The sequence below is a fragment of the cf. Phormidesmis sp. LEGE 11477 genome (assembly GCF_015207105.1).
Taxonomy (GTDB): domain Bacteria; phylum Cyanobacteriota; class Cyanobacteriia; order Phormidesmidales; family Phormidesmidaceae; genus Phormidesmis.
The window spans coordinates 1-23,924 of the sequence record NZ_JADEXO010000099.1; the positions used below are offsets into that span (position 1 = coordinate 1).

Below are 23,924 nucleotides of genomic sequence, written 5' to 3' on the forward strand. Positions count from 1 at the left end.
TGGGTAAGCAACGTAGGCTGCTGACCAACAACTACGCTAGACACGTACTCGGGAGAGGGCTAGGGTAAGGGCGGCAGAAAATGTGCATCTTATTAAATCCTCGATCCTTAGCTACTATAGTGAAACAGCCGTACTATTTTTTATGTTGGAGCTAGCAGCAGCTTACTGTAGTAGTATGGCAGCTTTATTAGAAGAGAATGTGAACTGAGTATTTATGAGCGTAAACGTAGTGTCTTTGGTTGGAAGGGTGGGCCGCGACCCTGAAGTTCGGTACTTCGAGTCTGGCAACGTGCTAGCAAAGTTTGGCTTGGCGGTAAACAGGCGAACTCGCAATAGCGATCAGCCCGATTGGTTCAATATAGAGATTTGGGGTAAGCCAGCTGAAGTTGCGGCAAACTATGTCCGCAAAGGTAGCTTGATTGGTATTACCGGCTCGCTGAAGCTAGATAGCTGGCAAGATCGAAGTACGGGCGCAACCCGGACTAGCCCAGTGATTCGCGCTAGCGACCTGCATTTGCTAGGGTCTAAGCGAGATAATGAAGCGCCGATGGCGTATGGGAATGATGAGTTCTAGACAACGCTACTGGAAACGCTGCCAGCAAGCGCTGGCTCTGGTAATGCGCTCTGCATGTATCCAAGCCACTCTATCAGGTTTTCTATTTGCTTCTCTGGCTTCATGACGCCCAGGCCGCGAACGGTGACCTTGCCAGGGGCGTAGACAAAACGGGACTGTAAATGGGCAGGGATCTTTTCGTGCAGCAAAGACCAAGCAGGTTTTTCCATCGGCGTTTCTAAGACAATGTGCTGCTTATCTTCAGGTCTGATCCGAGAGAAGCCGAGCGGCTTGGCAATTTGCTTGAGTTCTAAGACCTTGACTAGCTGACCAACCGCCGATGGCAAGCTGCCATAGTGATCGTTCAAATCGGTGACAATTTCCATTAGTTCGCGTCTGGTACCCGCGCCTACCAGCGAGCGATAAACGCTCATTTTCTGATCGAGTTCAGGAATGTAGTCAGCGGGGATAAAGGCGGTCACTTTTAGATCGACTTGGGTTTCATCTACCTGTGGGATCTCCTGACCGCGAATTTCAGCAATGGATTCTTCTAGCATGTCCATGTAGAGATCAAAGCCAATGACTTCCATCTGCCCTGACTGCTGAGCGCCAAGCAGGTTACCGATTCCACGAATTTCCATATCGCGCATGGCGAGCTGATAGCCCGAACCAAGCTGGGTAAATTCTTGAATGGCTCTAAGCCGCTTACGGGCTTTGTCGGACAGCTTGTTTTGCTTGGGGAAAAGCAGCCAGGCATGGGCCTGAATGCCGGAGCGACCAACTCGGCCCCGTAGCTGGTAGAGCTGGGAAAGGCCAAATTTTTGCGAGTCTTCGATGATGATGGTGTTGACTCTAGGGATATCGAGCCCTGATTCGATGATGGTGGTACAGACCATTAGATCGGCGTCGCCGTTGCTAAAGGTCAGCATGGTGGCTTCGAGTTCGCCTTCGGGCATTTGTCCGTGGGCGATCGCCAGCCGAATTCCCGGCACTGCCTCTCTAATCCGACCGGCCACTTCCTCAATGCCCTCTACCCGAGGCACCACATAAAAAATCTGTCCGCCCCGGTCTAGCTCCTGTCGAATCGCCGCTCTCACTTTTTCAGGATCGTAAGGGGATAGGTGAGTTTTGATCGGACGACGAGAAGGAGGCGGTGTGGTAATCAAGCTCATTTCCCTAACGCCAGAAAGAGCCATGTACAGGGTTCTAGGAATCGGCGTGGCGCTGAGCGTCAGCACATCTACTTGTGCCTTCATTGCCTTAATTTTTTCCTTTTGGTTCACCCCAAAGCGCTGCTCTTCATCTACAACGAGCAAGCCTAGATCTTTGAACTTCACCGTTTTGCCCAAAAGCTGATGGGTTCCTACGACGACATCTAGCTCCCCAGAAATCAGCCGCAGCAGAATATCTTTACGCTCTTTGGCGGTGCGAAAACGGTTTAGCAGTCCAATTTGAATCGGGTAGGGTGCAAAGCGTTCTTTGAGCGTATGGTAGTGCTGCTGCGTCAAGATCGTGGTCGGCGCTAGCAGGGCTACTTGCTTACCAGCGGTCACCGCTTTGAACATAGCCCGCAGAGCAACTTCGGTTTTACCAAAGCCGACGTCGCCGCAGACTAAGCGATCCATCGGGCGATCGCTTTCCATATCGCGCTTGACGTCCTGAGTCGCTTTGAGCTGGTCAGGTGTAGGGTTGTAGGGGAAAGAGTCTTCTAGTTCTTGCTGCCAGGGCATATCCTCAGGGTACGTAAAGCCTTGCATCTGCGATCGCTGAGCATAGAGCTTAAGCAGATCAACCGCCACTTTTTTGATGGCTTTACGCGCCTTACCCTTGGTTTTTTCCCAAGTTTTGCCCGTCATCTTATTGAGCTGAGGCTTTTGCTCTACCGAGGTGCGATAGCGAGAGAGAGAGCCCATCTGATCGACAGGTACGCGCAGCAAACCGTCCGCATATTGAATGACGAGGTATTCGCGGGTTTCTTGATCAACCGTCAGACTCTCAAGCTTAAGGAACTGACCGATGCCGTGGTTGCGATGGACGATATAGTCTTTGGGCCGCAGCTTGTTCGGATCAACCTGTTTAGACGCCGCACGCCGCCGCTTGCGAACATAGCTAGGCGTGGCTAAGGTGTGCTGGCCAAAGAATTCGCGATCGGTGACGACGACGATGCGAAAGGTCGGCAGGATGAAGCCTTCGAGTTCGGCTAGTCCTGAGTATTTGACTGCAATCGGAATACGCTGATTTTGCAGCTTATCGATCGCTGGAAAGTCTTTGGGATTCGGGATGAACTGAGCCGGGCAGTCGTGCTCTTGCAGCAGCGCGACGGAGCGAGAAGGTTGGGCAGAGATTAGCCAGGGGAAGAACTTGCGATCGCGTTCTTGCTTCAAAATATCTGCCAGCTTGCCAAACTGATGCGGCAGAATCGGCACGGGCCGACTAGCCAGATTCAGCCCAACGCCTTCTTCTGCAATTTCAGACAGTTCAATCTGCTGAAAAAGCTCAACTTCCTCAAGCGCCTGAGCAAACGGTCTGTGAACCTTAGGCAAGCCGCCTTTGGGTAGCTGAATTTCTGCGTTCGCCTCAAACGCTTCTTGCGCCTCTTGCCAGCGATCTTCGACCGTCTCTAGCCAGCGATCTGCATGGGCCACACACTGGGCAGGCTCATCAATGACGACCACCGCGTCTTCTGGTAAATAATCCAACAGAGAGGCAGGCGATTCGAACGCCAGTCCCATAAATCGTCGAGCGCCTTCGACCTTGCCACTGGCGGTAAAAGTCTCTTGAGCTTCTGCTGTTAACAGATCTTCGAGCAGTCCTTTTTTTTCTAGTGCTGAGGAAATCAGCGGCCCATAGTCGGTCGTCGTCAGCAGCAGCGTCTCGATCTTGTCAAGCGATCGCTGATTAGCCGGATCGAATTCTCGTAGCCGCTCTAGCTCATCGCCAAACAGCTCCATCCGCACCGGTAATTCTGCCGCTACCGGAAAGACATCAATAATATCTCCGCGCTGACTCCACTGCCCTTCTACTTCTACAGAAGAGACCTTCTCATAGCCCAGCTTAGCCAGGCTCAGCCCTAAATCTTTGAGATTGAGTTCCATCCCTAGCCGAATCTCTAGGCAGTACGGGCGAAAGGCTTCGACCGGGGGCAGGTGCGGCTGCAGCGCTCGCTCAGTTGCCACAATCGCCATCGCGCCTAAATGCTTCGATCCCGGCGGCAGATTCTCTGCGTTCGCCTTGCCATTGGTCAGATCAGAGAGTACCTGAAGCTGGCCCCAAATCAGCTCTGATTCAGGGTCAAATGCGTCGTACGGCGAAGATTCCGAAGTGGGATAAAAGGCAACCGTAGCCCAGCCCATTGCCTCTAGCTGAGCGGCCCAGCGACCGGCTTCCTCTAAGGTGGCTGTCACTACCAACAGCGGCTTTGCCTGCTTCTGTGCTAAGGCCGAGCTGACTAGCCCTTTTGGGAGTCGAGGTGCGCCTGCGAGCGTCAGGGTTTGCTGCTTTTCTAGTTTTGTGACCAGCTCTTGGGCTAAGGGGGAGCGTGCGATCGCACGAGTAATCGAAGAAAACGCCATGAAAAATTAACTCAAAGAGCAAACCATTAGCAGTCGCCTGAAACCACTGCCAGTAATTATTCTAGGAGGCATTGCTCAATATGACTGTGAGGTTGTCACCATAAGGCTAGAAGCAAATCACTATTTGCCTACCTAATGACTTGCTAGCTACTCTAGAGCGTTTCTGTCTAGACCGTTTCTCTAGACCGTTTCTACAGAGCGCTTACCTTCAAGCTAGCTGGCTCGCTCGGGCTCCCCTCAATCTTCAGTTCGCGACCGTTCGCATCTAGATGCCGCACAATCTTGTAGACGTTTTCTATCTTGTCTTTTGTGTCCGTCTTCTCAACCAGTTCATCTAAAGAGAGCGCAGTATCTGAAGCTTTTAGCGCCTCCTTGACTTTAGTTTGCAGTGAGAGAACGTCTGCCGCCGCTTTCTTGCCAGCCTCTACCCCCGGCTGGTGGTAGGCATTGATATTCACTAGGCTGGCATACAGACTGACTGCCCGTTCGTACAGGGCAATCAACGCCCCGACCATCTTGGGCGAAACTTCGGGGATGGTGATTGTGATCGAGTCGCGGTTGTTCTCGGATAGAGCCCGGCGAGTTCCCTGCAATAGCCCTGATAAATAGTCGCCAGAAGTTACCCCCGGTTCGACATCTACCGATGGCCCTTCGCGATCTTTTAGCACTTCTATCAGGGTCGCAAAGAAGTTGGGCACACCTTCTCTGAGCTGCTGAACGTAGGCGTGCTGGTCGGTTGAGCCCTTGTTTCCATAAACGGCGATGCCTTGATAGACCGTATTGCCGTCCAGATCTTTTTCTTTACCCAGTGATTCCATTACTAGCTGCTGTAGGTAACGACTAAACAGCAGCAGACTGTCTTTGTAAGGCAGCACCACCATGTCTTTCTCACCCGTCCCGTTCCCAGCAAAGTACCAGGCCAGCGCGAGCAAAGCGGCTGGATTTGTCCGCAGATCGTGGACGCGGGTCGCTTCGTCCATTTCTTTGGCTCCAGCTAACATGCCGCGAATATCGATGCCCTGCAGCGCCGCTGGCAGTAGCCCGACCGCAGATAGCTCAGAGGTTCTGCCCCCTACCCAGTCATGCATAGGAAAAGTCGCTAGCCAGCCTTCGCCCTTGGCAATATTCTCTAACTTGCTGTCGATCCCAGTGACGGCGACGGCATACTTCGGAAAAGACAGTCCGGCTCGTTCATAGGCGGCTTTGGCTTCAACCATGCCGTTACGGGTCTCAGGTGTCCCTCCTGACTTGGAAGTGATAATGACTAGCGTGCTTTTGAGCCGATCGCCGATTTCTTCAAAGACGTGATCGATGCCGATAGGATCGGTGTTATCGATAAAGTGAATATCGATATCTGGTACGGCAGGTGCTAGTGCTTTGGATACGAACTGAGGGCCAAGAGCCGAGCCACCGATGCCTACTGAGAGAATGTCAGTGAATTTCGGTTCGTTCGCAGGGGTGATCGCACCACTGCGAATCTTCTGGGCAAAGTTTTCTAGACTCTCAAGCGTTTCGACGATATCTTTTTTTAGTTCTTCAGAAGGCGCTAGGTCCGGGGCACGTAGCCAGTAGTGTCCGACCATACGGCCTTCATCTGGATTGGCGATCGCACCTTTTTCGAGTTCGTCCATCGCCTCAAATGCCTGATCGAACTTGGGCACCAGTTGCTCAGCGTAGGGATCATCAAAGCTCATACGACTAACATCTACGTAGATGCCTAGCCCCTCATGGTAATAGAGCCAGTCCTGATACCGTTTCCAGAGTGCTGCTAATTCCATGACTGTTATTCTCTCATCGTATTAATATGCTTGAACTTTTACTTGAAGTCGGTACGGTCAACCGTGATCTATTTGACAGTCGGCGCGACAGTTTTTGCGACAGCTCAAAAGTTGATTGACTGGCCGTCTGAGTCAAGTTCCCAGAGTTAGCAGTAGCATTAGGTAATGTATCTAACGCTACGCCCTCCTAGACCAGAAACCAAGCAAGAAGATGGAATGAATTTAACATTCACCCGCCTCGTAATCTTGACGAATTAGCCTAGGAACATAGTCATGGCTCTATCCTCTTCTGTAAGATATTAGAGCGGGCTTAACGCCAGATAGTAGAAGAATAAACCTCTTAGCCAGACATCCGCCTTCTTATGGTCGCTTTTGATTTTGCTAATTCCATCTACTTTGCCAGTCTGAGCACGTCTGGCCTAACGTCAAGTTTGACCCTCGCTAGCTTAGAAGGATGGTTAGACAATGCGGCGTTTGCGGTCTTATTCGTGGCGATGCTGGCCTACTGGAGCGGCCTGGCTTTTGAAAAGGTGAAGGCCCTGCCGATCATCGGCGGCGTTGGTATGGCGATTGGCAACCTAGCAATGGCGGCGCTGCTCACGGCTCGCTGGATCGAAGGCGGATACTTTCCGTTAAGTAATCTGTACGAATCTCTATTTTTTATTGCCTGGGGGATTACAGCCGTTCATTTTGCGGCTGAGAAGATGACGGATAGCCGCTGGGTGGGGGCAGTGACTTCTCCGGTGGCGATGGCGATCGCAGCCTTTGCCGCTTTGACCTTACCCGATACGATGCAGGTTTCTGAGCCGCTAGTGCCAGCGCTGAAGTCCAACTGGCTGATGATGCATGTGAGCGTGATGCTGCTGAGCTACGCGGCTTTGATGGTGGGATCTTTGATTGCGATCGCCTTTTTGATTGTCACTCGTGGCCAGGCGGTAGAGCTGAAGGGTAGCTCTGTAGGGACAGGTGGTTTTCGCGATCGCAAGTACCAGCTAAAAAGAGCGACTAATTCTCTGGCTGTAGACCGCGCCGTAGAGAATGCGGTCACAGAGCAAATTATCGCCGCCGGAGGCAGTACCACAGGAGGCAGTACCGCCGTTTTAGCCGCACCTGCTAGCGTAGTGACCAAAGATACCTCTACTAAAAGCAGTGCCGAAGACACAGACTCCACCCTCTCCCTTCAGCGACTAACGCTCGCAGACACATTAGATAACATCAGCTATCGCATCATCGGCTTAGGATTTCCGCTGCTGACAATTGGCATCATTGCGGGTGCAGTTTGGGCAAATGAGGCGTGGGGCTCTTACTGGAGCTGGGACCCGAAGGAAACTTGGGCACTGATTACCTGGTTAGTTTTTGCCGCATACCTACATGCTCGAATCACTAAAGGATGGCAAGGAAGAAAGCCTGCGATTCTAGCTGCATCTGGATTTGTAGTAGTTTGGATTTGCTACCTAGGCGTCAACATTTTGGGCAAAGGGCTACATAGCTACGGCTGGTTCTTCTAACGTGCTGATACGGTTGCGAACCCGCTGACCAGAACCGACTGGAATCCATTCATTAGGTTGATAGACGGCATTCAGCAAGTCTATGCCGGACTTTAGGATGAGCGTGATAAGCTCAGCTCTTGTTGTTCGGCTAGCTTGTTCAGTGAGTCGGTTTGGTGAGTTCCATGTCATCTGCCCCTAGTTCTATGAAGTCCCAGGTCACGCTTTTAGCCCTCTGTCAGGCGCTAGCGATGACTACAAATACCGTTTTGATCACGACAGCGGCGCTGATTGGTTACGCTCTAGCTGCGGACAAAGCTTTGGCTACGCTGCCGCTAGCGATTCGACAGATTGTCACGATGACAGTGACTATTCCGGCCTCGGTGTTGATGCAGCGCGTGGGCAGACGAAAAGGATTCTTGCTCGGTGCCTTGGTGGGGATAGCAGGCGCTGGGCTGAGCATCTACAGTTTGACTATCGCTAGCTACTGGCTATTTGCGCTGTCGATGGCCTTTCTAGGATTGTCGAACAGCTTTGTTGGCTATTATCGATTTGCTGCCGCTGATGTTGCGGATGAAGCTTCGCGATCGCAGGCAATTTCGTGGGTGATTGCAGGTGGGATCATCGCGGCTGTTCTGGGGCCATGGTTGGCCAGTGGCTCTAAAAGTTGGTTTGACAGCGAGATCTATATTGGTGCTTTTGTCGCTGTTTTGGTGTTGCAGATACTGTCTGCTCTGCTGCTGTGCTTTCTCCAAATCCCACACACTCCTATCCGGCAAAAGCTCGCAGCTAGCTCACGCTCGCTCTTTGAAATTGTTCGGCAGCCTAAGTTTTGTGTGGCTACCTTCGGCAGCACTATCAGCTACGGTGTGATGGCGTTCGTGATGACGGCAACGCCGCTAGCTATGACGGCGGAAAGCCACAGCTTTTCTCAGTCGGCAACGGTAATTCAGTGGCACGTTTTTGGCATGTTCGGCCCGGCGCTAGTCACTGGCTGGCTAATTAAGCGGTTTGGTGTGCTGACTATCATCTCGACTGGGGCAGCGCTGCTATTGAGCTGTATGGCCCTGAACCTAGCAGGGACAAGTTTCTGGCATTTTGCGATTGCCCTGCTTCTACTTGGACTCGGCTGGAACTTTATGTATGTCGGCTCTACAACTTTGCTCACCGAGAGCTATACCCCAGACGAGAAAGCACAGGCACAGGCAGTACATGATTTTGCGGTGTTCGGCTTTGTAGCGATCGCAACCTACTTCTCAGGCCAAATCTTCTACAGATTCGACTGGGCTATGCTCAACCAAATTAGCTGGCCTCTAGTCCTGCTAACCCTAATTACCGTTGCTTGGCTGCGTCTTTGGCTACGGAACCCGCCAGCGGCCCAGCCCTAGCCGACGCTGGCAAACAGTGCGTCCATCGGCTGACCAGCAGCCTCTTCACTCGTTACGATTTCCAATACCTTGTTTTTGGCAGCGCTCTGGCCGATAGCATCCACGCAAACCTGCGCTACCTTCACCCGAGGAATACTTCCTTCAAACAGCGTATCGGCAGGAGACATCACAATCGCTTCTGCGTTATCCTCGTCTTTCAATCCGCCAGGACGCACTATTGTGTAGGGCACGCCACTCGCCTTTAGGTAGTCTTCCGCCTGCTTCTTCCAGTACAAAATTCCCCAGAATAGGTTCAGCGGATGGAAAATCTTAGACACGCAAAGAGAGGACACCATCACCAACTGATCGACCCCTGCCGTCTTGGCAGCATCTACTAGGTTCTTATTCCCCTCATAGTCCACCTGATAGGGACCTGTCGGGTCAAAGCTAGGCGCTGCACCTGTCGCGCTCAGCAGGATATCGCAGCCTGCTAGAGCAGCGATTAGGCTGTCTTTATTCAGCACGTCGCCGACGACCTTCTCAACTGTTTCCGGTAGCGCTGAGTTGGCTTTATCTATATCTCTAACTAGCGCCCGCACTTCAATCCCTTTTTCCAGCAGCAACCTGACAATATGGCCACCCGTTTTTCCTGTCGAACCTGCAACCAGTGCTTTCATCTACCAAAGCTCACTCATCGAATACAAGCGAAGTATAGCTAGCCTTAGAGACATACTCAAACAGACGGCCACTTGTGTTAACGACTTCGCTTCTCGCAGAGACCATAGCAGAGACCGCATAGGCGCTTAAGCGTAGCGATAAGCACTGTCCAGGTAGAAAGCTAGTGCCATATTGATTCAGTAGATTAACGAAGGTCTTCTCGTCCTCTCAGTATGTACTGTTAGATTGATGTATTTCTTACGACCTATCAATTCTATTTAATACGGATAAATACTTATACGGATCAATAGAATACGCACAGACGGATAGGTTTTGATCCCCTGTGTTCCTTTTTCGTCTTTTGTGATCGGCTCTATGCAAATTCCCTCTAACCTGCCTTCCGCTCAAGTAGGCTCCCAATTTCTTGAGACGGGTGCTAGTCTGATTGAAGAACAAAAAACTTCAAAAACAAACGTAACTTCCTCTAAAGACACTTTGCATTTTCAAGGCAACTACATAGGCCATATGGAGATGTATGCAGACGCAGCTACCGTAGCTCAGTATCTGGATGCTCACCAGGAATGGTTTCCCCGATGCGCGCAGCCAATGGCGGTAGAGCCCATCGGAAAAAATGGCTATGGGTTAACTGTCGGTAAGTATAAAAGCCTAAACCATGTAGTAGAACCTAAAATCGGTCTGCACTTACTGCCACAAGAAGAGGGAATCTATCGCATCGAGACAATTCCGGTTCCTGGCTACAACCCCGAAGGCTACGACGTTGATTTTCGCGCTTCGATGAGTCTTTGCGAAGGTGCTGCTGAAGATATTCCAGAAGATATTGACGTCGACAAAACCACACATGTCGAATGGGAACTCAACCTGTCTACTTGGGTCGAAGTTCCCCGCTTTGTGCAGAACTTACCAGACAACTTAATTAAAGCCTCTGGTGACCAGTTGCTAAATCAGATTGTTCGCCAGGTTTCCAAACGCCTGACTCGCAAGGTACAAAAAGAGTTTCATACAGCAATGGACTTACCTGTCCCTGGCGCGCGAAAGAAGCGCTTCTGGCAGCGTTGAGCTTTTGTCTTTTAAGCCGCTCGCGACCTAAAAAACCTAGTACCAGCCATTAGCGCCGCATCGTGTTCCTCAAGCGACATATAGTAATAGAGACTCAGGGCCGGGTGGTCGCAATCCCTAGTCGAACGCTATCGATCGTACGGAGCTGATCCATTGCAGCAACTACCTGGCCATGGCTAGTTAGCTCATCAGCGCGAATGGTGACTAGGATGGGATTGGCTGGCGCGATCGCCCTCACCTCAGCCGCTAAATTCTCTAACAAAACAGCGTCGTCACCTAAAAACAAGTTCCCCTCTGACGTGATTACTAGCGTTATATCTATCTGGTCTTGCGGGGTTGCTGTCACCGCCTGAGGCAGATTAACCGGCAGCCCTTCAGCCCTAGTCAGATACAGCGTGGATAGAATAAAAAACGCCAGAATCGCGAAAATTACGTCGATCATTGGCAAAATGTTGACGCTAGGACGAGTTATCTCGTTGTCATCAGGTAGGCGCATCAGCTAGCTTAGTAAGAGAAGCCAGCGACAAATAGAACAACTGTCAAGACGCCGACTAAAACCATGAGGGCGGTGCCTGCATCCCAACTGCCTTTCCAAGAGTAATTCTTGCTATCTTTCTCGGACATCGTTAACTACCATTGCAACGTTACTTAGCATAGCGTCAGAGACGAAGAGTTTCTATCTCTCTAGAGAGGCAGTAGACATAAAAGAGGGAGCTGATGCCGCGAATATCGAACTCCTTTGACGTTAGAAATTTGACGTTAGAAACCCATGCAGCCCTATTGAGCTAAAAATAGCGCTTAGCAAAAACCAGGTGCCGTCTGCAAACAGATTGATCCGTTGAATCATCTGAGCGGCGTTGGCCTTGAAGATCGTTTCTATGCCTATGGTGCCGATTTTAGTGACTGCTTGATAGGCTTTATAATCTAGCTGGAGCTGTCCCCAATCTTGCAGGGCGTAGTAGCCGAAGATAGCCATGCCTGCGATACCGGGAATGACAATAAGTGAGAGCAGTAAAGTCTTTTTTATCATTGCTAGGTTGTCAAGATAAGCTGTGCTATTTGTCTAATTAGCCGCTGTGGCTAAGTTGCGGAGTTCGCTTATCGGTTCATATTTACAGCAAAGACATCTGCTGTCCCTGCTGAGTATAGTAAAACTGCTCTACACCCCAGCGACGATACATCGGCAGCTTTCGCTTAAACGATAGGCGACTTTCTACTTGCGCGATCTCTAGCTTTTGCTGAGCGTCTTCTTTTCGACAGTTCAATATCTTGGCGGCATCTTGCAGACGAATCCACTGTTGGCCAAAGCGTTTGAGCAGCGTTTCGTCGTCTTCGTGCTGAATTTGGGTAAGCAGCGTTTCGGCGAGAAGCCAGCAGGCTTTGGTATCGGCTTCGGCCCGGTGAGAAGTGCTGATATCGAAGTTGAAATGCTTGATTAGGTTTGGCAGACTACGGGAGGGCAGGTCAGCCAGCAGCATTCTAGAAAGAATCACTGTACAGAGCTTCTGGAGCGGGGGTTTATAGAAGCGGATGCCGAGACGTTTATATTCGGTGCGTAAGAAGGAATAGTCAAAGTCGAGGTTGTGAGCGGTAAAAACGCGATCGCCTGCTAGCAAAGGTTGACATTTGGGCCAGATCTCTTCAGGTGGCGGCGAAGGATACACCATCTCGGGCGTAATCCCGGTAATTTTGGTGATGTATTCAGGAATTTTGACTTTGGGATTGATCAGATAGCTCTCTTGGTGCTCTAGTCCGGTAGCTAGGCTGGCATGAAGTATGGAGACTTCAATGACGCGAGCGTTGTGCCCGAGCGCGCCCGTTGTCTCAACATCGACGACAGTGAGCGGAGCAGCGCTGACCTGACGATAGTAGCTGAGCAGTTCGCTAGAAAGAAGCGCAGATTGACCCTGAAATTTTGCGGCGTGAGCAACCATGGAAGAGAAGTTATGAACGAGGAATGATGAATGATGAACGATGAAGTAGGGAGCCAAGATGTATTGGTGAACTGCCGATAAGCGCCTGCGTGTTTCTTGCGCCTTTAAATTCATCGTTCATCATTCATACTTCATCACCACCACGCCAGTAAATACTACTGCTGGGACAATCTCTTCACGTCTGCGCCGCCAATCTTTTCATGAATCTTGGCTAGGCGCTTGGGAATAGTCTTGGCGTGGGGGCTGTTTTTGAGGCTTTCGGTGAGATCGAATCGGCTGAGGTGATCGGCTTTGTTGCCGGGAAACCAGTGGCTAGCACCGCCCAGCAGGTTGTAACGAGACTGGGCGTATTCGATCATGTCAAAGGCTTCAACGAGGTTGCCTAGCCAAAGGGCGATCGCAATGTTGATATTGCCAGGGGTCGATTGCAGGTCGGGCAGTCCTTCTTGCCAGGTGCGATACCAGCGTTCTCCTAGGGTTGCGATCGCCTGCTGTTCTAACCGTTCTAGAATAGGCGGCAGCACTTCGTCTGCCTTTTCAACCAGCGGCAAGACTTTCATATGCTCATCAAAATCAGACGGACAGGCCGCGCCCAAGCTTAGGGTATGCACCTGCGGATGACTTAGACAAAACAGATCGTTGAACACCATCGGGCTAAGCGGTTTACAGAGCTCTACTAGCTTAGGCGGTGGGCTGTACAGATTGCCTCCCTTGTTAGAAGGGCTGATAATAAAAACGCCCATGTCCCGCTCTGCGGCGGCTTCGATCGCTCGCCAGTTGTCTTGAAAGATGTAGTACCAGTGAATGTTTACATAGTCGAATAGATTACTTGCGATCGCATCGACAATGACTTGAGTAGGCCCGTGAGTCGAAAATCCAATATGGCGAACTTTGCCTTGTGCCTGTAGCTTTTTGGCTGCGTCCATGCAGCCGCCTGGGCGAATGCTGTAATCTAACGTTTCAGCGTTGTTAATTCCGTGGAACCCGAGTAAGTCTAGATAGTCTAAATTTAAGTTAGCCAGCGAAAGCTCAACGGTTTGTGAAAACTCATTGGGATTGGCTCTAGGCGAGACTTTAGATTGAACAATCAGCTCGCTGCGCTCAAAAGTCGGCAGCACTTTACCTAGCTGAATTTCAGATGTGCCATAGCCTCTAGCCGTTTCAATATGGTTGATGCCTAGCGCCACTGCCCGCCGGATCGTCGCCTCTAGATTCTCTTGATTTTTTTGAGGAATATCTTCTGGCGCTACGTCTTGCCACGAATGCTGATAGCGCATACCGCCACAGGAGAAGACGGGCATTTGTAGTTCGGTACGACCAAATCGGCGATAGAGCATGCGAGAAAGTACAAAGATGAGGTTGAGTCAGTTTTGATTGTAATCAATCGGCCAAAAATATAGCTAGTGCAGCGTCGAGTCTTATCCGCTACTGACCCATCGTCTCAACCTAGAGAAGGCCAGAGAAGATGGATTGTCAGAGACCGTTTTGATGTGCAAGGATTTTAAAGTTGTTTGATCACCTTTTAATTGCATATGGCTATTCCTATTCCGTCTCGTCGTAGTGGCTACCGTCTGGGCGATGCGAATGCGCCGGTCATGGTCGAAGTGTTCTTTGATCTAGAATGTCCTTTTTCTAAGAAGGGCTGGGAGACGGTGATGAAGGTAAAAGCAGCCTATTCCCTAGAGCAGATTTACTGGGCATTTCAGCCGATGACGTTGGGCAATCATCGGCAGAGCTGGGATGCGACCAAAGCTGCGATCGCAGTTGCTAATCTAGATACTCACAATTCAGATCCTCAGAAGTTCATTGAGTTTGTCAGCTATCTATTTAGTAAGCAGGCAGACTTTGCCAACGAAGCCTGGAAAGACAAAACCCAAACAGAGTTTCATACCTTTCTATCTGAGTGCGCCGCGGCGGCAACAAATCACAAGGACAAAGCACAGTTCTTGAACCTGTTAAACAGTGAAGAAACCTATGCCAAAGCTCGAATTCCGGCCCGCTTTGCGACCGTGCGCGGCGTTTGGTCTACGCCAACGTTCTTTATCAATGGCGCTGAAGCCACCACGCTGTCATCTGGATCGAGTGTGCAAGACTGGCAGTCTGTAATCGATGACCTTTTGTAGAGGCTCAGATAAGCAGAAAATAGTCAATAGAAAGCATTGTCCAATACTGTTTCTTCATACTTCCCTCATCATTGTTCTGTAATCTCAACAGTGGAGAATTCTGCACTACAACCAGGGATGACATCGTGACGACTGCGCTTCAAAGGAAAATCTATACGCTCGATATGCTACGCGATGAGGCTAGAGAGCTTGTCTATAGCCGAGCGGTCGATCGCCAGCAGCCTATCTACATGCTGTGTCGCCATATTCCAGAACACGAGTGGGCGCACTTTGAAACGGCATTGGCTAGTAATGAGTTTTTGCAGCGCGATCGCATCATTGATCTACTTAGCCAGGAGCGTTGGGAAGAAGATACTTAATCAGCCAAGCTTTCTTCATCTTCACAGTTTCTTCAAACCTTGTCGCTAAAAGGTAAGGAACTTAGACGTTAGGAGATCCCCATGATCAATAGAATCCTAGTTGCGCTAGATACCAACGAAGCTTGTGAGGCGGTCTTTAAAGTAGCGCTTGACATGGCCAAAGTAGAGAACGCAGAGCTTTTAGTTCTGGGTGTGCTCTCGACTGATGGCACCAGCGACTTGCCGACGATGGCCTATCCTAGTCTGGCTGGCTACCCGTTTGCAGTCCCCGAATATGCTTGGGATGCCTACCAAAAACAGTACGATGCCTGCAAGCAAAGAGGACTAGAAGCGCTTTCTCGATTACAGCGTCAGGCTGCGGCTGTGGGCGTGCAGACTAAGATCTTTCAGGACGTTGGCGATCCGGGTGTGGTCATCTGCGATCGCGCTAAAACCGAGAAAGCCAGCCTGGTGATAGTAGGCACTCACGGACGCAAAGGCATCAATGAATTATTGACAGGCAGCGTTAGTAGCTATGTTATGCACCGGGCTCCCTGCTCTGTGCTGGTAGTGCGCGGCCAGGTAAAAGCAGACGCAGGGCCCCTAGAAGCCAGTCAAGATCGAAATCTCACGGCTGCGTAGATACAGGCACGCCGAAGGACTGAAGTGACAAGCGCTATATCAGAAGCTATATGAGGTTCGCTAATAATGAGTCATTGTCTTTGTTGTAATAGTTGTTTGCTTCGTCACTTTCGCCATGGTGAAGTACGCTGGTTTTGCCCAAACTGTCGACAGGATATGTTGAGTAGTGAGAATGCTTTTTGTGAAAGGGTTCTTCGTAAGAGCGTTTTAGAGAAGGGTCTGCACAATGTTGTAGAACAGATCCCGCTAGAGGATGTAGTGCTGTTCCAATCCTAAAAGAATCCCGCTCAGTAGCAGGATTCTTTTAGGTATTAGCAGCTTGCTATAGTCGTCCACAGCAAAAAGTGAAAGGCCGTACTACTTCGTGAGCCAACGTAGACCGCAAGGAAAGACGTTAACCACGGCTATGCAAGATAGGCACCAGCAAGTTGCAAACACATTCACGATTTGCTGGGGTCTATATAGCTGCTGGAATAGTTTAAGCAATTACCGACCGCTTAAATTATGCGTTCCAGGCTATAGCTATGTGCATTAGCAAGGCAAACAATACAGTAGGCACAACCAATCACGAAATCACGAGATAGCGCAACAGCTCGTTCCACATAAAGCCGTTCTAGCTGTTAGAGTCTTCTGTTTCTACTCGCTGGCGCTTACGAATAGCCGCAATGCCCATACCTACCAAACCAGGAAGCATAGCTGGCGTTGGTATCGGCGTTGCTGGTGTCAGTTGGCCGAATAGCTGAGCATTGTTGGCCTGACCTTCTTCTGTCACAAACTGACTAGTAAGCGTAGCGCCACCGTCCGTTGAGAATCCAGAGATAGCAAGAGCATACTCAACGCCGTCTAGTAGAATAGACTGCGTTGAAGAACTGTTGTTTAAGAAAGTCACAACATCAGGACAAACTGTAGTGCCAGTGGGGTCACAGGGCGTAGCATTATTCGTTTCATTGTGATTGAATCCAAAAGCAAACGTCTCAGACAAAGTGTCTAGGCCTAGATTCACGTTCAAAGTTGCAGAATCCAAGGACGTGCCCGTGATAGGAAAATTATTGTGAGTGAAGGTGCCAAGTAGGAAAGAGGTTGTTAGATCTGCCACATTTGACATTGTGCTCACGCCATCAAACACATAAGAACTTTGGCTATTTGATGGGTTAGATGGATTTCCCCAGGAGATCTGATTGGTTCCTCCTCCAGTAATCCCACTAGTAGGATCAATATCTGACCAGGTGCCACTAGTTGTCAGGCTAACTGCGCCTGCAATTCCTGAGGCGGCGAACCAGCTAGCACTAGCTAATATAGATACAGCAGACAGCTTTTGTAAATTCATAGGAACATTTCTTCTTTTTAGAAGCGTGCGATTTTTCTAAGTAATAACACCCATAACTAATAAATTAGTAAACGAAGTGTACATCAAAAACTATCGGTATATCAGGCTTTTTCCTTTAAACAACCATCCTTTACGCTTAAATCACACTTTCTATCCTTTTATACCAAGCCCGAATATGACTACTTATGTTTAAAGAATTAGTGACTAGACAGATGTGGAGAGGCTAGGTGTCTCTCTCAGTAGCATTTACGAGGGAAAAGAGGCTGCATTCGAGACGGGGTCAGCGCATCGGAGCCCCAGTGAGGGCTGTTTAGAGCACCACGGAAGTTACAGAAAGACTTTTCCTCACGGGTGAACGGCCAACCTAGATCCCAATTACGGATTGTTTTCACCAATCGCGAAGTATGGCTATGCAGTTTCTCTATTCTATCTATCAATATTTTCTATCAAACTGCGTCTATAAAAGCAGTGTGCTAGTCACTAGCTACGGCAACTGTTGCTTCTAAACTCACTTCAAATACATCCTCAAACCAGGCTTTCTTGTAGTCAATATTCCAAAGCTCTAGCTCACACTGGTTATTTTTGTCGAAAGGGATGAGCTGTAGTGTGAGCGTTCTGCTTTTGGGGTCGAATGTGGTTTCAATAGCGGCGATCGCGTGGCTACGTGCCCGGTCTAGAGCCACTGCCACCCGCAGTATTGCTCCTAGCTGATCGACTAGCTTGCGCTCGTACTTGCCGGGTAAATTGTTGTAGTTATCGTGTCGCCTTTTGGGTAGATTCTTGCGGTGGTAGCGAGCAATATTGCCGATAATCTCTATTTCAGTTTCTGTAAATCCTAGTAATCCGCCATTGCGAATTAGGTAATAGGAATGCTTGTGATGGGCAGAATGGCTGATATAGTGACCGCTGTTGTGTAGCATCGCCGCTGCCCACAGGTATTCTCGCCCTAGCGGCGATAGATTGTGCAAGACACCTTGGGTTTGATCAAACAGACTTGTGGCAAACTGGGCAACAATATCGCCATTCGCTTTGTATTTATTTGCTAGCTTTCTGATCGATCTATCGCGAATCGAATCTTGAAAGGCCATTCGATCTTCAATCAGACCGTTGATCAACATCCAGTTGACGACTACACCCTCGCGCAAGGCTCTTTCACATACCTTTAGCTGTGAAATGTTCAAAAGCTGCATGACTGTCTGCAAGATGATTGCCCCTGGCACCACGATCTCTGCTCGGCGCTCAGACATACCTGGCAGTGCTAAACGCTCCTTGTAGCTCATCTTGCGTAGCTGATTAATCCGAGCATCTAGCTGGTCACGGGTTAACAAGCATCCATTAATTGGATCGGGTTCAGCCCCTGTCTTATCAATAGCGGCTAAGGTAGCCAAACACTCGATCGTACCAGAGGTACCAATCATTCTTAGCGGCGTCTGCTCATGCTCTGTGCCTGCTAGCTTTTTTTTAAGCTTGGCTTTGAGCGAGTCTATTGTCGGCTCTAGCACACCTCGCACATAAGCCCTTAAGTAGTTATATTCTTCTTTGCTGATAGGATCGGTTGAAACAAACTGCGAAGTGAGACGTACCGCACCAACTTTGCTGCTGCTCAAAAAATCGTGACGTCCGCCGCGACCAGCGATAATCTCTGTAGAACCGCCGCCGATATCGACAATGACATGAGGCTTGCCTTTCAGCTCCATACCAGAAATCACGCCGAGATAAATCCGCCGGGCTTCTTCTTTTCCTGCGATTAGGTTAATAGACAGGCCGACTTCCGCTTTAACCCGATCGATAAAGACTTGGCCATTAGCCGCTTCACGCACCGCGCTGGTCGCTACAGCGACAACATCGTCTGCCTGAAAGCTCTCAGCAATTTGCAAACAGCGCTTGAGCGACGCGACGGCTCTGGTCATAGCCTCTTCTGTGAGGCTATCTGTTTCCTCACAAAAGTCTCCTAGCCGAACCGTATCTTTTTCTTTGCCGATGATGTTAAAAGCAGGCAGCGTCGCGTCGATCTTGACAATCACCATATGAATGGAATTGGTGCCGATATCTATGGCTACCAGCACCAGTTCCGAGCGACCGCTACTCAACAGCCTCTCTCTCGATGTCAGGTTGAATGCGCTTTCTATTCCCCCTAGGGATAGATGCTCATCTGAATCTCTTTGTATCTGTACATCGCGCTCAGACAGCTTAGCTTCAGCAGTGTTTATCATCAATGGTCACACAACTATCACTTGTGTCCAGATTTCTCACTCATACTATAGTCTGAGCGCCTACCAAAACGAAGATATCTGCTAGCTGGCTGTGAAGTTTTTACGAATTTCTTCGGTTCGCTTGCGGTTTACGCCCAGATCAGACTTGCCCAAACGCGCGGCACTGCGGGTGTGGATAACGGATTCGCCAGGCGGCGCATAGAATTCTACATCGTCAACAAAACCCATCAGCTTGCTGGAAAATTCTGCATAGAGGTAGTCATCGCTAGCGGTGTTAATTTTTGAGCGCTCCGTGCCTTCGATGATGGTTTTGAGCTTGGCGATCGCATCTTTGGCAGAGCCATCGTAGGTAAAAGGTGCGATCGCATGCTCTGTATCTTCAGCGGGCGCGTAGGAACACACACAGTTAGGCGTACTGGGACATACCTTCAGCCGTCCGTCTGTCACCCCTAAATCTGTCGGCGGCGTACCTGAAAAAGAAAACAAACCCATAGCAGCTCCCCTTAAAACTTTTCTTCCGAGCTTTCGATATCTCGATATTGATTACCGATACTAGATTACTACCAATAGATGATTACCGCTGATGCATAGAGGGCAGCTTGTACCAGGGCAGATGCGGATATTCATGATGTTCCCAGTGGTAGTCGAAATGGTAGCAGCTCAAGAACGATAGCAACGGCGAGGCGCTGCTGCTATTGGCCCGATGAATATTGGTATGGCCACCCGCAGGATGCTTGTGAGGGCGATAAGTACCAAAGTAGAACAGTTGCCAGGAGCTAACGGCCTGAGGGAGTAGCCAAAATAAAACTGCATTGAGTACAGGCACACCCAGGCCCAGCACCATTGGATAAAAGAAAGCCGACATCCCCCAAAAGATTGCCCAACCCTGACCGCCTTGAATGTAGACCCGCATGAACTTGAAATACCAAGGCCAAAAGCTACTTGGATAGAAATCTGGATCGGCGCTTTGAGCCGGGGTGCGATGATGCTGATGGTGGCAGTCCTGCATCATATCAAAAGATAGAAAACTGTATATCCACAGGATGATTTGCCCTGCCCAGTCATTCATTTTTGGATAGGCAGGCATCAGCGTTCCGTGCATCGCATCATGAGCCAGGATAAACAAGCCCGTATGCAAGAACGACCGAATAACAATAGTTGCCAGGACAGCACCCGCTGACAGGGTCTTAGCATCAGGAAGCACGAACAGGCTGGCATAGGCAGTTAATACCCAGAGCAGCACGATTAGCGTCGCAATAGAAATAGAGATGAAAGATTCTCTAATTAGAGCGTTAGGGAGGGATCGAGCAGTCATGCAGTAAGAGAATCTATGATTTGGGTTGAAAGTTTCGTATCGAAATGTTAAGTGGGCTTCCAACCACAGTAGCAGGGTACGTAGGTTCTGAGTACCTATCTATTGACTGACCTCCTGTCAGCTAAACCTTAGATAGATCGAGCAGAGGTTACTTCATAGCCCTGTAAGATTCTGAAGATCGTACAAACAAATAGCTTTAGACCAGTATCTTGGAGCTATCACGCTCGAAAGGAATCATTCAAAACTATGCAAGGCTTATCTCCAGAGAAACTGCAACAGATTTATCAGTCCTTTCCCACTCAGTTTGGCAGCGTCGTTCTAGGCACCGTCGGCTCAGATTCTCAGCCGCAGGCTAGCTATGCACCTTGCATTGTAGATGAGGCAAAAAATATCTACATTTTTGTCAGCGGTCTATCTGCACATACCCAAAACCTAACAGCCACTAAAAAAGCCAGTGCGCTGTTTATAGAAGACGAATCCAAGACGACGCAAATGTTTGCCCGTAAGCGATTAAGCTATAGCTGCACAGCGACTTTATTAGATCGAAACAGTGAGCAATGGGATGCGATCGCCACAAGATTTGAAACTCGCTTTGGCAACATCGTCGAGCTAATGAAAGGTCTGCCTGATTTTCGCCTCTTCCAACTGCAGCCGCGCTCAGGCCGCTTCGTTTTAGGGTTTGGCAAGGCTTATGACGTCGACCCAGACGACCTCGATCGGCTGATACACAAAGGCGAATCATAGGCGCAATGCATCAGAAAAACGCTACACGAGATCCTCTTCTTCTTCCCAGCAGTCCACGGCAAGCAAGTCACCAAGGGAATCTTGCATGGTGAAATCGAAGGATTCCAGTTCAGATTTCCAATGAGTCCACTTGTCGCCGAAGATGAAGGCGATTTTCCAAAGACTATCAGAAGGCTGAATGGCCTTGGTATCGACTAGCGATCGCACCTTACGCTGGAACTTGACCATTGGATGATCGGTCACTGACTTATCTGCCGCTGAGTTAGTAAGTGACGGCACAGCAGTTGATTGAGTTGTCATAAAGTTTGGCTTTGAGAATGCTCAGGTTGAGAATAGTTTTGAAAAATTAAACGGTGGAACAAAAATCAGCTTTCGCCAGAAGTACGAGTTAGGAAAGCTTTAGAAGGCTGTGTGAAGCTAATTCTACGTAGCTGCTATAGCTACTTCTGTACGCTGTGGCCGTACCTCGTGATGGTCACACTCCTTGACTTTTCGGCTGAACCAGTTCAGACATTTAGCTCTTGAGTCAGCCGCCATAAGTTTATAGCGGATAAACAGAGCTTTTCCTCACACTGTTAATCTTTTGTAAGAAGACTTCAATGTCAGAAGGCTTCAACGATTAAGAAGACTCTGACAATAAGGAAACCCTAAGAGAGTAAACCACTAAAGTCATCTATCTTTAGCACTAGGCACTCGTTTTCTAGCTTGTAAGCTGTAGGTCAGTTCTTTCTAGCTTGACCAGGAGAATAGTATAGCAAGTAATTCTAGGTTGAGCGCGCTTTTTCTAACGCTCTTTCCAAAGCCTTTGCTGGCGCGCATTGCACTGTAGCTGTGATCGATAGCGAAAGCTTCGCGTTACACTAGTTCAGCCAAGGCAAATTCAGCCAAGGCAAATTCAGCCAAGACAAATTCAGCCCAAATCAGTACGAACAAAGCTTCACGTTTTCCCTATGGTGGCCTCTCAATCTTCTTCTCAAGCTGCTTCTATGTCTGAAGAAAATCCGACTGTAGCGACTCAGACGGCTACAGCAGAGACCCCGATCAAGCTGCTTCGTACCGACGAGTCAGAAAAGCTAGAGCGGATTCGCCACACCTTCTCTCACGTCATGGCGATGGCCGTGCAGCGTCTATTTCCAAAAGCGCAGGTCACCATTGGCCCTTCTATCGACTACGGTTTCTACTACGATTTTGACGCGCCCGAACCGTTTACTGATAAAGACCTAAAGTCCATCAAGAAAGAGATGGTCAAAATCATCAAAAAAGGGCTGCCCGTCATTCGTGAGGAGGTGAGCAGGGAAGAGGCCAAGCGTCGGATAGAAGATTTAGGGGAACCCTACAAGCTTGAGATTTTAGAGCGACTAGAAGAGCCGATCACGCTTTACCACCTGGGCGATCAGTGGTGGGATTTGTGTGCGGGTCCGCACATTGAAACGACTAGAGATCTCAATCCCAAAGCATTCGATCTAGAGAGCGTTGCCGGAGCCTACTGGCGGGGAGACGAGACTAAAGCGCAGCTACAGCGAATCTATGGCACTGCCTGGGAGACGCCTGAAGAGCTCAAAGAATACAAGCGTAGGAAAGAAGAGGCCAAACGCCGCGATCACCGAAAGCTCGGCAAAGAACTGGGGCTGTTCGTTTTCTCTGATGAGGTTGGACCTGGGCTACCGCTATGGACGCCAAAAGGCACGGTGCTGCGCTCTACTTTAGAAGACTACTTAAAAGCAGAGCAAGTTGCGAGAGGCTATCTGCCGGTTGTTACCCCCCATGTAGGCCGAGTTGATCTGTTCAAAACCTCTGGCCATTGGCAAAAGTACAGTGAAGATCTGTTCCCGATGATGGGAGAGAGCGAAGACGAAGGGTTTGTGCTCAAGGCGATGAACTGTCCTTTTCATGTGCAGATCTATAAGAGTCAGCTGCGCTCTTATAAAGAGCTACCGATTCGGCTGGCGGAATTTGGTACGGTGTATCGCTACGAGCAGTCAGGCGAGCTAGGTGGTTTGACCAGAGTGCGCGGCTTTACCCAGGACGACGCGCATTTGTTTGTGACTCCCAATCAGCTCAATGATGAGTTCCTCAAAGTGGTTGACCTGATTCAGGCGACGCTGAAAGTGCTACAGATGGATCAGTCCTTTAGAGCAAGGCTGAGCTTTCGCGACCCTGAAAATAAGAGTAAGTACATTGGCTCGGATGATGCCTGGGAGAAAGCACAAAGCGCCATCCGTCAGGCAGTTGAGACGATGGGTATGGATCACTTTGAAGGCATTGGCGAAGCGGCTTTCTACGGGCCCAAGCTGGACTTTATTGTGCGTGACGCCCTCGATCGAGAATGGCAGCTAGGGACAGTGCAGGTCGATTACAACCTGCCAGAGCGCTTCGATCTAGAGTACGTCGCAGAAGACGGCAGCCGTCAACGTCCGATTATGATCCACCGAGCGCCGTTTGGCTCTTTGGAGCGGCTAATTGGCATTTTGATTGAGCAGTACGCAGGCGATTTTCCTCTGTGGCTAGCGCCTGAACAGGTACGGCTATTGCCCGTAGCAGAGAGCCATTGGCAATATGCTGATCAAGCGGCGATAGAGATGCGTCAGCTAGGGGCGCGGGTCGAGGTCGATAAGAGCGGTGAGCGGCTTGGAAAGATGATCCGCAATTCTGAGAAGTCGAAGATTCCGGTGATGTCGGTGATCGGCGATCAAGAAGTTGAAGGGAATACTTTGAGTATTCGCACGCGAAAGGATGGAGATTTGGGTGCGATCGCCCTGCCCGAAGTCCTCAACCGTATAGAGACCACGGTAAAACA

The 23,924-nt window shown here is 49.7% G+C and carries 22 protein-coding genes; 9 read left to right on the forward strand and 13 right to left on the reverse strand.

The window, feature by feature from the left end; translation table 11 throughout:
• The first annotated feature begins 214 nt into the window (after nucleotides 1-214).
• Nucleotides 215-574, forward strand: coding sequence for a single-stranded DNA-binding protein (locus IQ256_RS21910; protein WP_193857822.1), 360 nt, complete (start codon nucleotides 215-217; stop codon nucleotides 572-574).
• Here IQ256_RS21910 and mfd read toward each other — a convergent pair.
• Complete coding sequence (gene mfd / locus IQ256_RS21915; protein ID WP_193857823.1) at nucleotides 571-4,125, reverse strand: transcription-repair coupling factor; 3,555 nt, start codon at nucleotides 4,123-4,125, stop codon at nucleotides 571-573. The two genes, IQ256_RS21910 and mfd, sit on opposite strands and share 4 nt — an antisense overlap.
• 191 nt (nucleotides 4,126-4,316) lie before the next feature.
• Entirely contained in the window at nucleotides 4,317-5,903 is a 1,587-nt protein-coding gene (locus IQ256_RS21920; protein WP_193857824.1) for a glucose-6-phosphate isomerase, read from the reverse strand.
• 431 nt (nucleotides 5,904-6,334) lie between these two features.
• On the opposite strand from IQ256_RS21920, the gene ccsB reads away from it, so the two are divergent.
• Nucleotides 6,335-7,411, forward strand: a complete 1,077-nt coding sequence (gene ccsB / locus IQ256_RS21925) for a c-type cytochrome biogenesis protein CcsB (protein ID WP_193857842.1) — start codon at nucleotides 6,335-6,337, stop codon at nucleotides 7,409-7,411.
• On the opposite strand, the gene IQ256_RS21930 is transcribed toward ccsB, so the two are convergent.
• Nucleotides 7,385-7,582, reverse strand: a complete 198-nt coding sequence (locus tag IQ256_RS21930) for a hypothetical protein (protein WP_193857825.1) — start codon at nucleotides 7,580-7,582, stop codon at nucleotides 7,385-7,387. The two genes, ccsB and IQ256_RS21930, sit on opposite strands and share 27 nt — an antisense overlap.
• A 14-nt stretch (nucleotides 7,583-7,596) precedes the next feature.
• On the opposite strand from IQ256_RS21930, the gene IQ256_RS21935 reads away from it, so the two are divergent.
• The gene (locus IQ256_RS21935) at nucleotides 7,597-8,778 is read left to right on the forward strand and encodes an MFS transporter (protein WP_228025155.1); all 1,182 of its coding nucleotides are present in this window, start codon (nucleotides 7,597-7,599) and stop codon (nucleotides 8,776-8,778) included.
• On the opposite strand, the gene IQ256_RS21940 is transcribed toward IQ256_RS21935, so the two are convergent.
• Complete coding sequence (locus IQ256_RS21940) at nucleotides 8,775-9,434, reverse strand: SDR family oxidoreductase (protein ID WP_193857827.1); 660 nt, start codon at nucleotides 9,432-9,434, stop codon at nucleotides 8,775-8,777. The two genes, IQ256_RS21935 and IQ256_RS21940, sit on opposite strands and share 4 nt — an antisense overlap.
• Before the next feature lie 355 nt (nucleotides 9,435-9,789).
• On the opposite strand from IQ256_RS21940, the gene IQ256_RS21945 reads away from it, so the two are divergent.
• Nucleotides 9,790-10,491 carry a DUF1997 domain-containing protein gene (locus IQ256_RS21945; protein ID WP_193857828.1) on the forward strand — a complete coding sequence of 234 codons (702 nt, stop codon included), beginning with the start codon at nucleotides 9,790-9,792 and terminating at the stop codon, nucleotides 10,489-10,491.
• Nucleotides 10,492-10,585: 94 nt separating this feature from the next.
• Here the strand turns inward: IQ256_RS21945 and IQ256_RS21950 are convergent, their stop codons facing one another.
• From IQ256_RS21950 to IQ256_RS21965, 4 genes are all read right to left on the reverse strand, one after another.
• On the reverse strand, nucleotides 10,586-10,987 hold the full coding sequence (locus IQ256_RS21950) for a biopolymer transporter ExbD (RefSeq protein ID WP_193857829.1): 402 nt from the start codon (nucleotides 10,985-10,987) through the stop codon (nucleotides 10,586-10,588).
• A gap of 249 nt (nucleotides 10,988-11,236) precedes the next feature.
• Nucleotides 11,237-11,521 carry a hypothetical protein gene (locus IQ256_RS21955; protein WP_193857830.1) on the reverse strand — a complete coding sequence of 95 codons (285 nt, stop codon included), beginning with the start codon at nucleotides 11,519-11,521 and terminating at the stop codon, nucleotides 11,237-11,239.
• 82 nt (nucleotides 11,522-11,603) lie between these two features.
• The gene (locus tag IQ256_RS21960; protein WP_193857831.1) at nucleotides 11,604-12,425 is read right to left on the reverse strand and encodes a PolC-type DNA polymerase III; all 822 of its coding nucleotides are present in this window, start codon (nucleotides 12,423-12,425) and stop codon (nucleotides 11,604-11,606) included.
• 155 nt (nucleotides 12,426-12,580) lie between these two features.
• Nucleotides 12,581-13,762: an aldo/keto reductase gene (locus tag IQ256_RS21965; protein ID WP_193857832.1), complete on the reverse strand. Its 1,182-nt coding sequence runs from the start codon at nucleotides 13,760-13,762 to the stop codon at nucleotides 12,581-12,583.
• A gap of 195 nt (nucleotides 13,763-13,957) precedes the next feature.
• Between IQ256_RS21965 and IQ256_RS21970 the strand changes: the two genes are divergently transcribed.
• The 3 genes from IQ256_RS21970 to IQ256_RS21980 all read left to right on the forward strand — a co-directional run bounded on the left by IQ256_RS21970 (nucleotide 13,958) and on the right by IQ256_RS21980 (nucleotide 15,528).
• Nucleotides 13,958-14,548, forward strand: coding sequence for a thioredoxin domain-containing protein (locus tag IQ256_RS21970; RefSeq protein ID WP_193857833.1), 591 nt, complete (start codon nucleotides 13,958-13,960; stop codon nucleotides 14,546-14,548).
• 125 nt (nucleotides 14,549-14,673) lie between these two features.
• Nucleotides 14,674-14,907, forward strand: coding sequence for a DUF4327 family protein (locus tag IQ256_RS21975; protein WP_193857834.1), 234 nt, complete (start codon nucleotides 14,674-14,676; stop codon nucleotides 14,905-14,907).
• An 81-nt stretch (nucleotides 14,908-14,988) separates the two neighbouring features.
• Complete coding sequence (locus tag IQ256_RS21980; RefSeq protein ID WP_193857835.1) at nucleotides 14,989-15,528, forward strand: universal stress protein; 540 nt, start codon at nucleotides 14,989-14,991, stop codon at nucleotides 15,526-15,528.
• Between the two features lie 613 nt (nucleotides 15,529-16,141).
• Here the strand turns inward: IQ256_RS21980 and IQ256_RS21985 are convergent.
• From IQ256_RS21985 to IQ256_RS22000, 4 genes are all read right to left on the reverse strand, one after another.
• Nucleotides 16,142-16,855: a THxN family PEP-CTERM protein gene (locus IQ256_RS21985; protein ID WP_193857836.1), complete on the reverse strand. Its 714-nt coding sequence runs from the start codon at nucleotides 16,853-16,855 to the stop codon at nucleotides 16,142-16,144.
• A gap of 473 nt (nucleotides 16,856-17,328) precedes the next feature.
• Nucleotides 17,329-19,068, reverse strand: a complete 1,740-nt coding sequence (locus tag IQ256_RS21990) for a Ppx/GppA phosphatase family protein (protein ID WP_193857837.1) — start codon at nucleotides 19,066-19,068, stop codon at nucleotides 17,329-17,331.
• An 81-nt stretch (nucleotides 19,069-19,149) separates the two neighbouring features.
• A complete protein-coding gene (locus IQ256_RS21995) occupies nucleotides 19,150-19,560 on the reverse strand; it encodes a DUF1499 domain-containing protein (protein ID WP_193857838.1) in 411 nt (136 codons plus the stop codon).
• An 82-nt stretch (nucleotides 19,561-19,642) separates the two neighbouring features.
• Nucleotides 19,643-20,383 carry a fatty acid desaturase gene (locus IQ256_RS22000; RefSeq protein ID WP_193857839.1) on the reverse strand — a complete coding sequence of 247 codons (741 nt, stop codon included), beginning with the start codon at nucleotides 20,381-20,383 and terminating at the stop codon, nucleotides 19,643-19,645.
• Between the two features lie 246 nt (nucleotides 20,384-20,629).
• Between IQ256_RS22000 and IQ256_RS22005 the strand changes: the two genes are divergently transcribed.
• The gene (locus IQ256_RS22005; protein WP_193857840.1) at nucleotides 20,630-21,127 is read left to right on the forward strand and encodes a HugZ family protein; all 498 of its coding nucleotides are present in this window, start codon (nucleotides 20,630-20,632) and stop codon (nucleotides 21,125-21,127) included.
• A 21-nt stretch (nucleotides 21,128-21,148) separates the two neighbouring features.
• On the opposite strand, the gene IQ256_RS22010 is transcribed toward IQ256_RS22005, so the two are convergent.
• Nucleotides 21,149-21,427 (reverse strand): DUF4327 family protein, encoded by a 279-nt coding sequence (locus IQ256_RS22010; RefSeq protein ID WP_370623518.1) that lies wholly within the window; start codon nucleotides 21,425-21,427, stop codon nucleotides 21,149-21,151.
• A gap of 686 nt (nucleotides 21,428-22,113) precedes the next feature.
• On the opposite strand from IQ256_RS22010, the gene thrS reads away from it, so the two are divergent.
• Nucleotides 22,114-23,924, forward strand: a 1,811-nt coding sequence (gene thrS / locus IQ256_RS22015) for a threonine--tRNA ligase (RefSeq protein WP_228025157.1), incomplete at its 3' end; no start/stop codon positions are given.

Bases quoted from the DNA above. Each gene is read 5' to 3' on its own strand.
- IQ256_RS21980 (WP_193857835.1), top strand. From the start codon at position 14,989: ATGATCAATAGAATCCTAGTTGCGCTAGATACCAACGAAGCTTGTGAG.
- IQ256_RS21920 (WP_193857824.1), bottom strand. From the start codon at position 5,903: ATGGAATTAGCAGCACTCTGGAAACGGTATCAGGACTGGCTCTATTAC.
- IQ256_RS22010 (WP_370623518.1), bottom strand. From the start codon at position 21,427: ATGACAACTCAATCAACTGCTGTGCCGTCACTTACTAACTCAGCGGCA.
- IQ256_RS21990 (WP_193857837.1), bottom strand. From the start codon at position 19,068: ATGATAAACACTGCTGAAGCTAAGCTGTCTGAGCGCGATGTACAGATA.
- IQ256_RS21965 (WP_193857832.1), bottom strand. From the start codon at position 13,762: ATGCTCTATCGCCGATTTGGTCGTACCGAACTACAAATGCCCGTCTTC.
- IQ256_RS21985 (WP_193857836.1), bottom strand. From the start codon at position 16,855: ATGAATTTACAAAAGCTGTCTGCTGTATCTATATTAGCTAGTGCTAGC.
- IQ256_RS21970 (WP_193857833.1), top strand. From the start codon at position 13,958: ATGGCTATTCCTATTCCGTCTCGTCGTAGTGGCTACCGTCTGGGCGAT.
- mfd (WP_193857823.1), bottom strand. From the start codon at position 4,125: ATGGCGTTTTCTTCGATTACTCGTGCGATCGCACGCTCCCCCTTAGCC.
- IQ256_RS21940 (WP_193857827.1), bottom strand. From the start codon at position 9,434: ATGAAAGCACTGGTTGCAGGTTCGACAGGAAAAACGGGTGGCCATATT.
- IQ256_RS21945 (WP_193857828.1), top strand. From the start codon at position 9,790: ATGCAAATTCCCTCTAACCTGCCTTCCGCTCAAGTAGGCTCCCAATTT.
- IQ256_RS21950 (WP_193857829.1), bottom strand. From the start codon at position 10,987: ATGCGCCTACCTGATGACAACGAGATAACTCGTCCTAGCGTCAACATT.
- IQ256_RS22000 (WP_193857839.1), bottom strand. From the start codon at position 20,383: ATGACTGCTCGATCCCTCCCTAACGCTCTAATTAGAGAATCTTTCATC.
- IQ256_RS22005 (WP_193857840.1), top strand. From the start codon at position 20,630: ATGCAAGGCTTATCTCCAGAGAAACTGCAACAGATTTATCAGTCCTTT.
- IQ256_RS21935 (WP_228025155.1), top strand. From the start codon at position 7,597: ATGAAGTCCCAGGTCACGCTTTTAGCCCTCTGTCAGGCGCTAGCGATG.
- IQ256_RS21955 (WP_193857830.1), bottom strand. From the start codon at position 11,521: ATGATAAAAAAGACTTTACTGCTCTCACTTATTGTCATTCCCGGTATC.
- IQ256_RS21930 (WP_193857825.1), bottom strand. From the start codon at position 7,582: ATGACATGGAACTCACCAAACCGACTCACTGAACAAGCTAGCCGAACA.
- IQ256_RS21995 (WP_193857838.1), bottom strand. From the start codon at position 19,560: ATGGGTTTGTTTTCTTTTTCAGGTACGCCGCCGACAGATTTAGGGGTG.
- IQ256_RS21960 (WP_193857831.1), bottom strand. From the start codon at position 12,425: ATGGTTGCTCACGCCGCAAAATTTCAGGGTCAATCTGCGCTTCTTTCT.
- IQ256_RS21910 (WP_193857822.1), top strand. From the start codon at position 215: ATGAGCGTAAACGTAGTGTCTTTGGTTGGAAGGGTGGGCCGCGACCCT.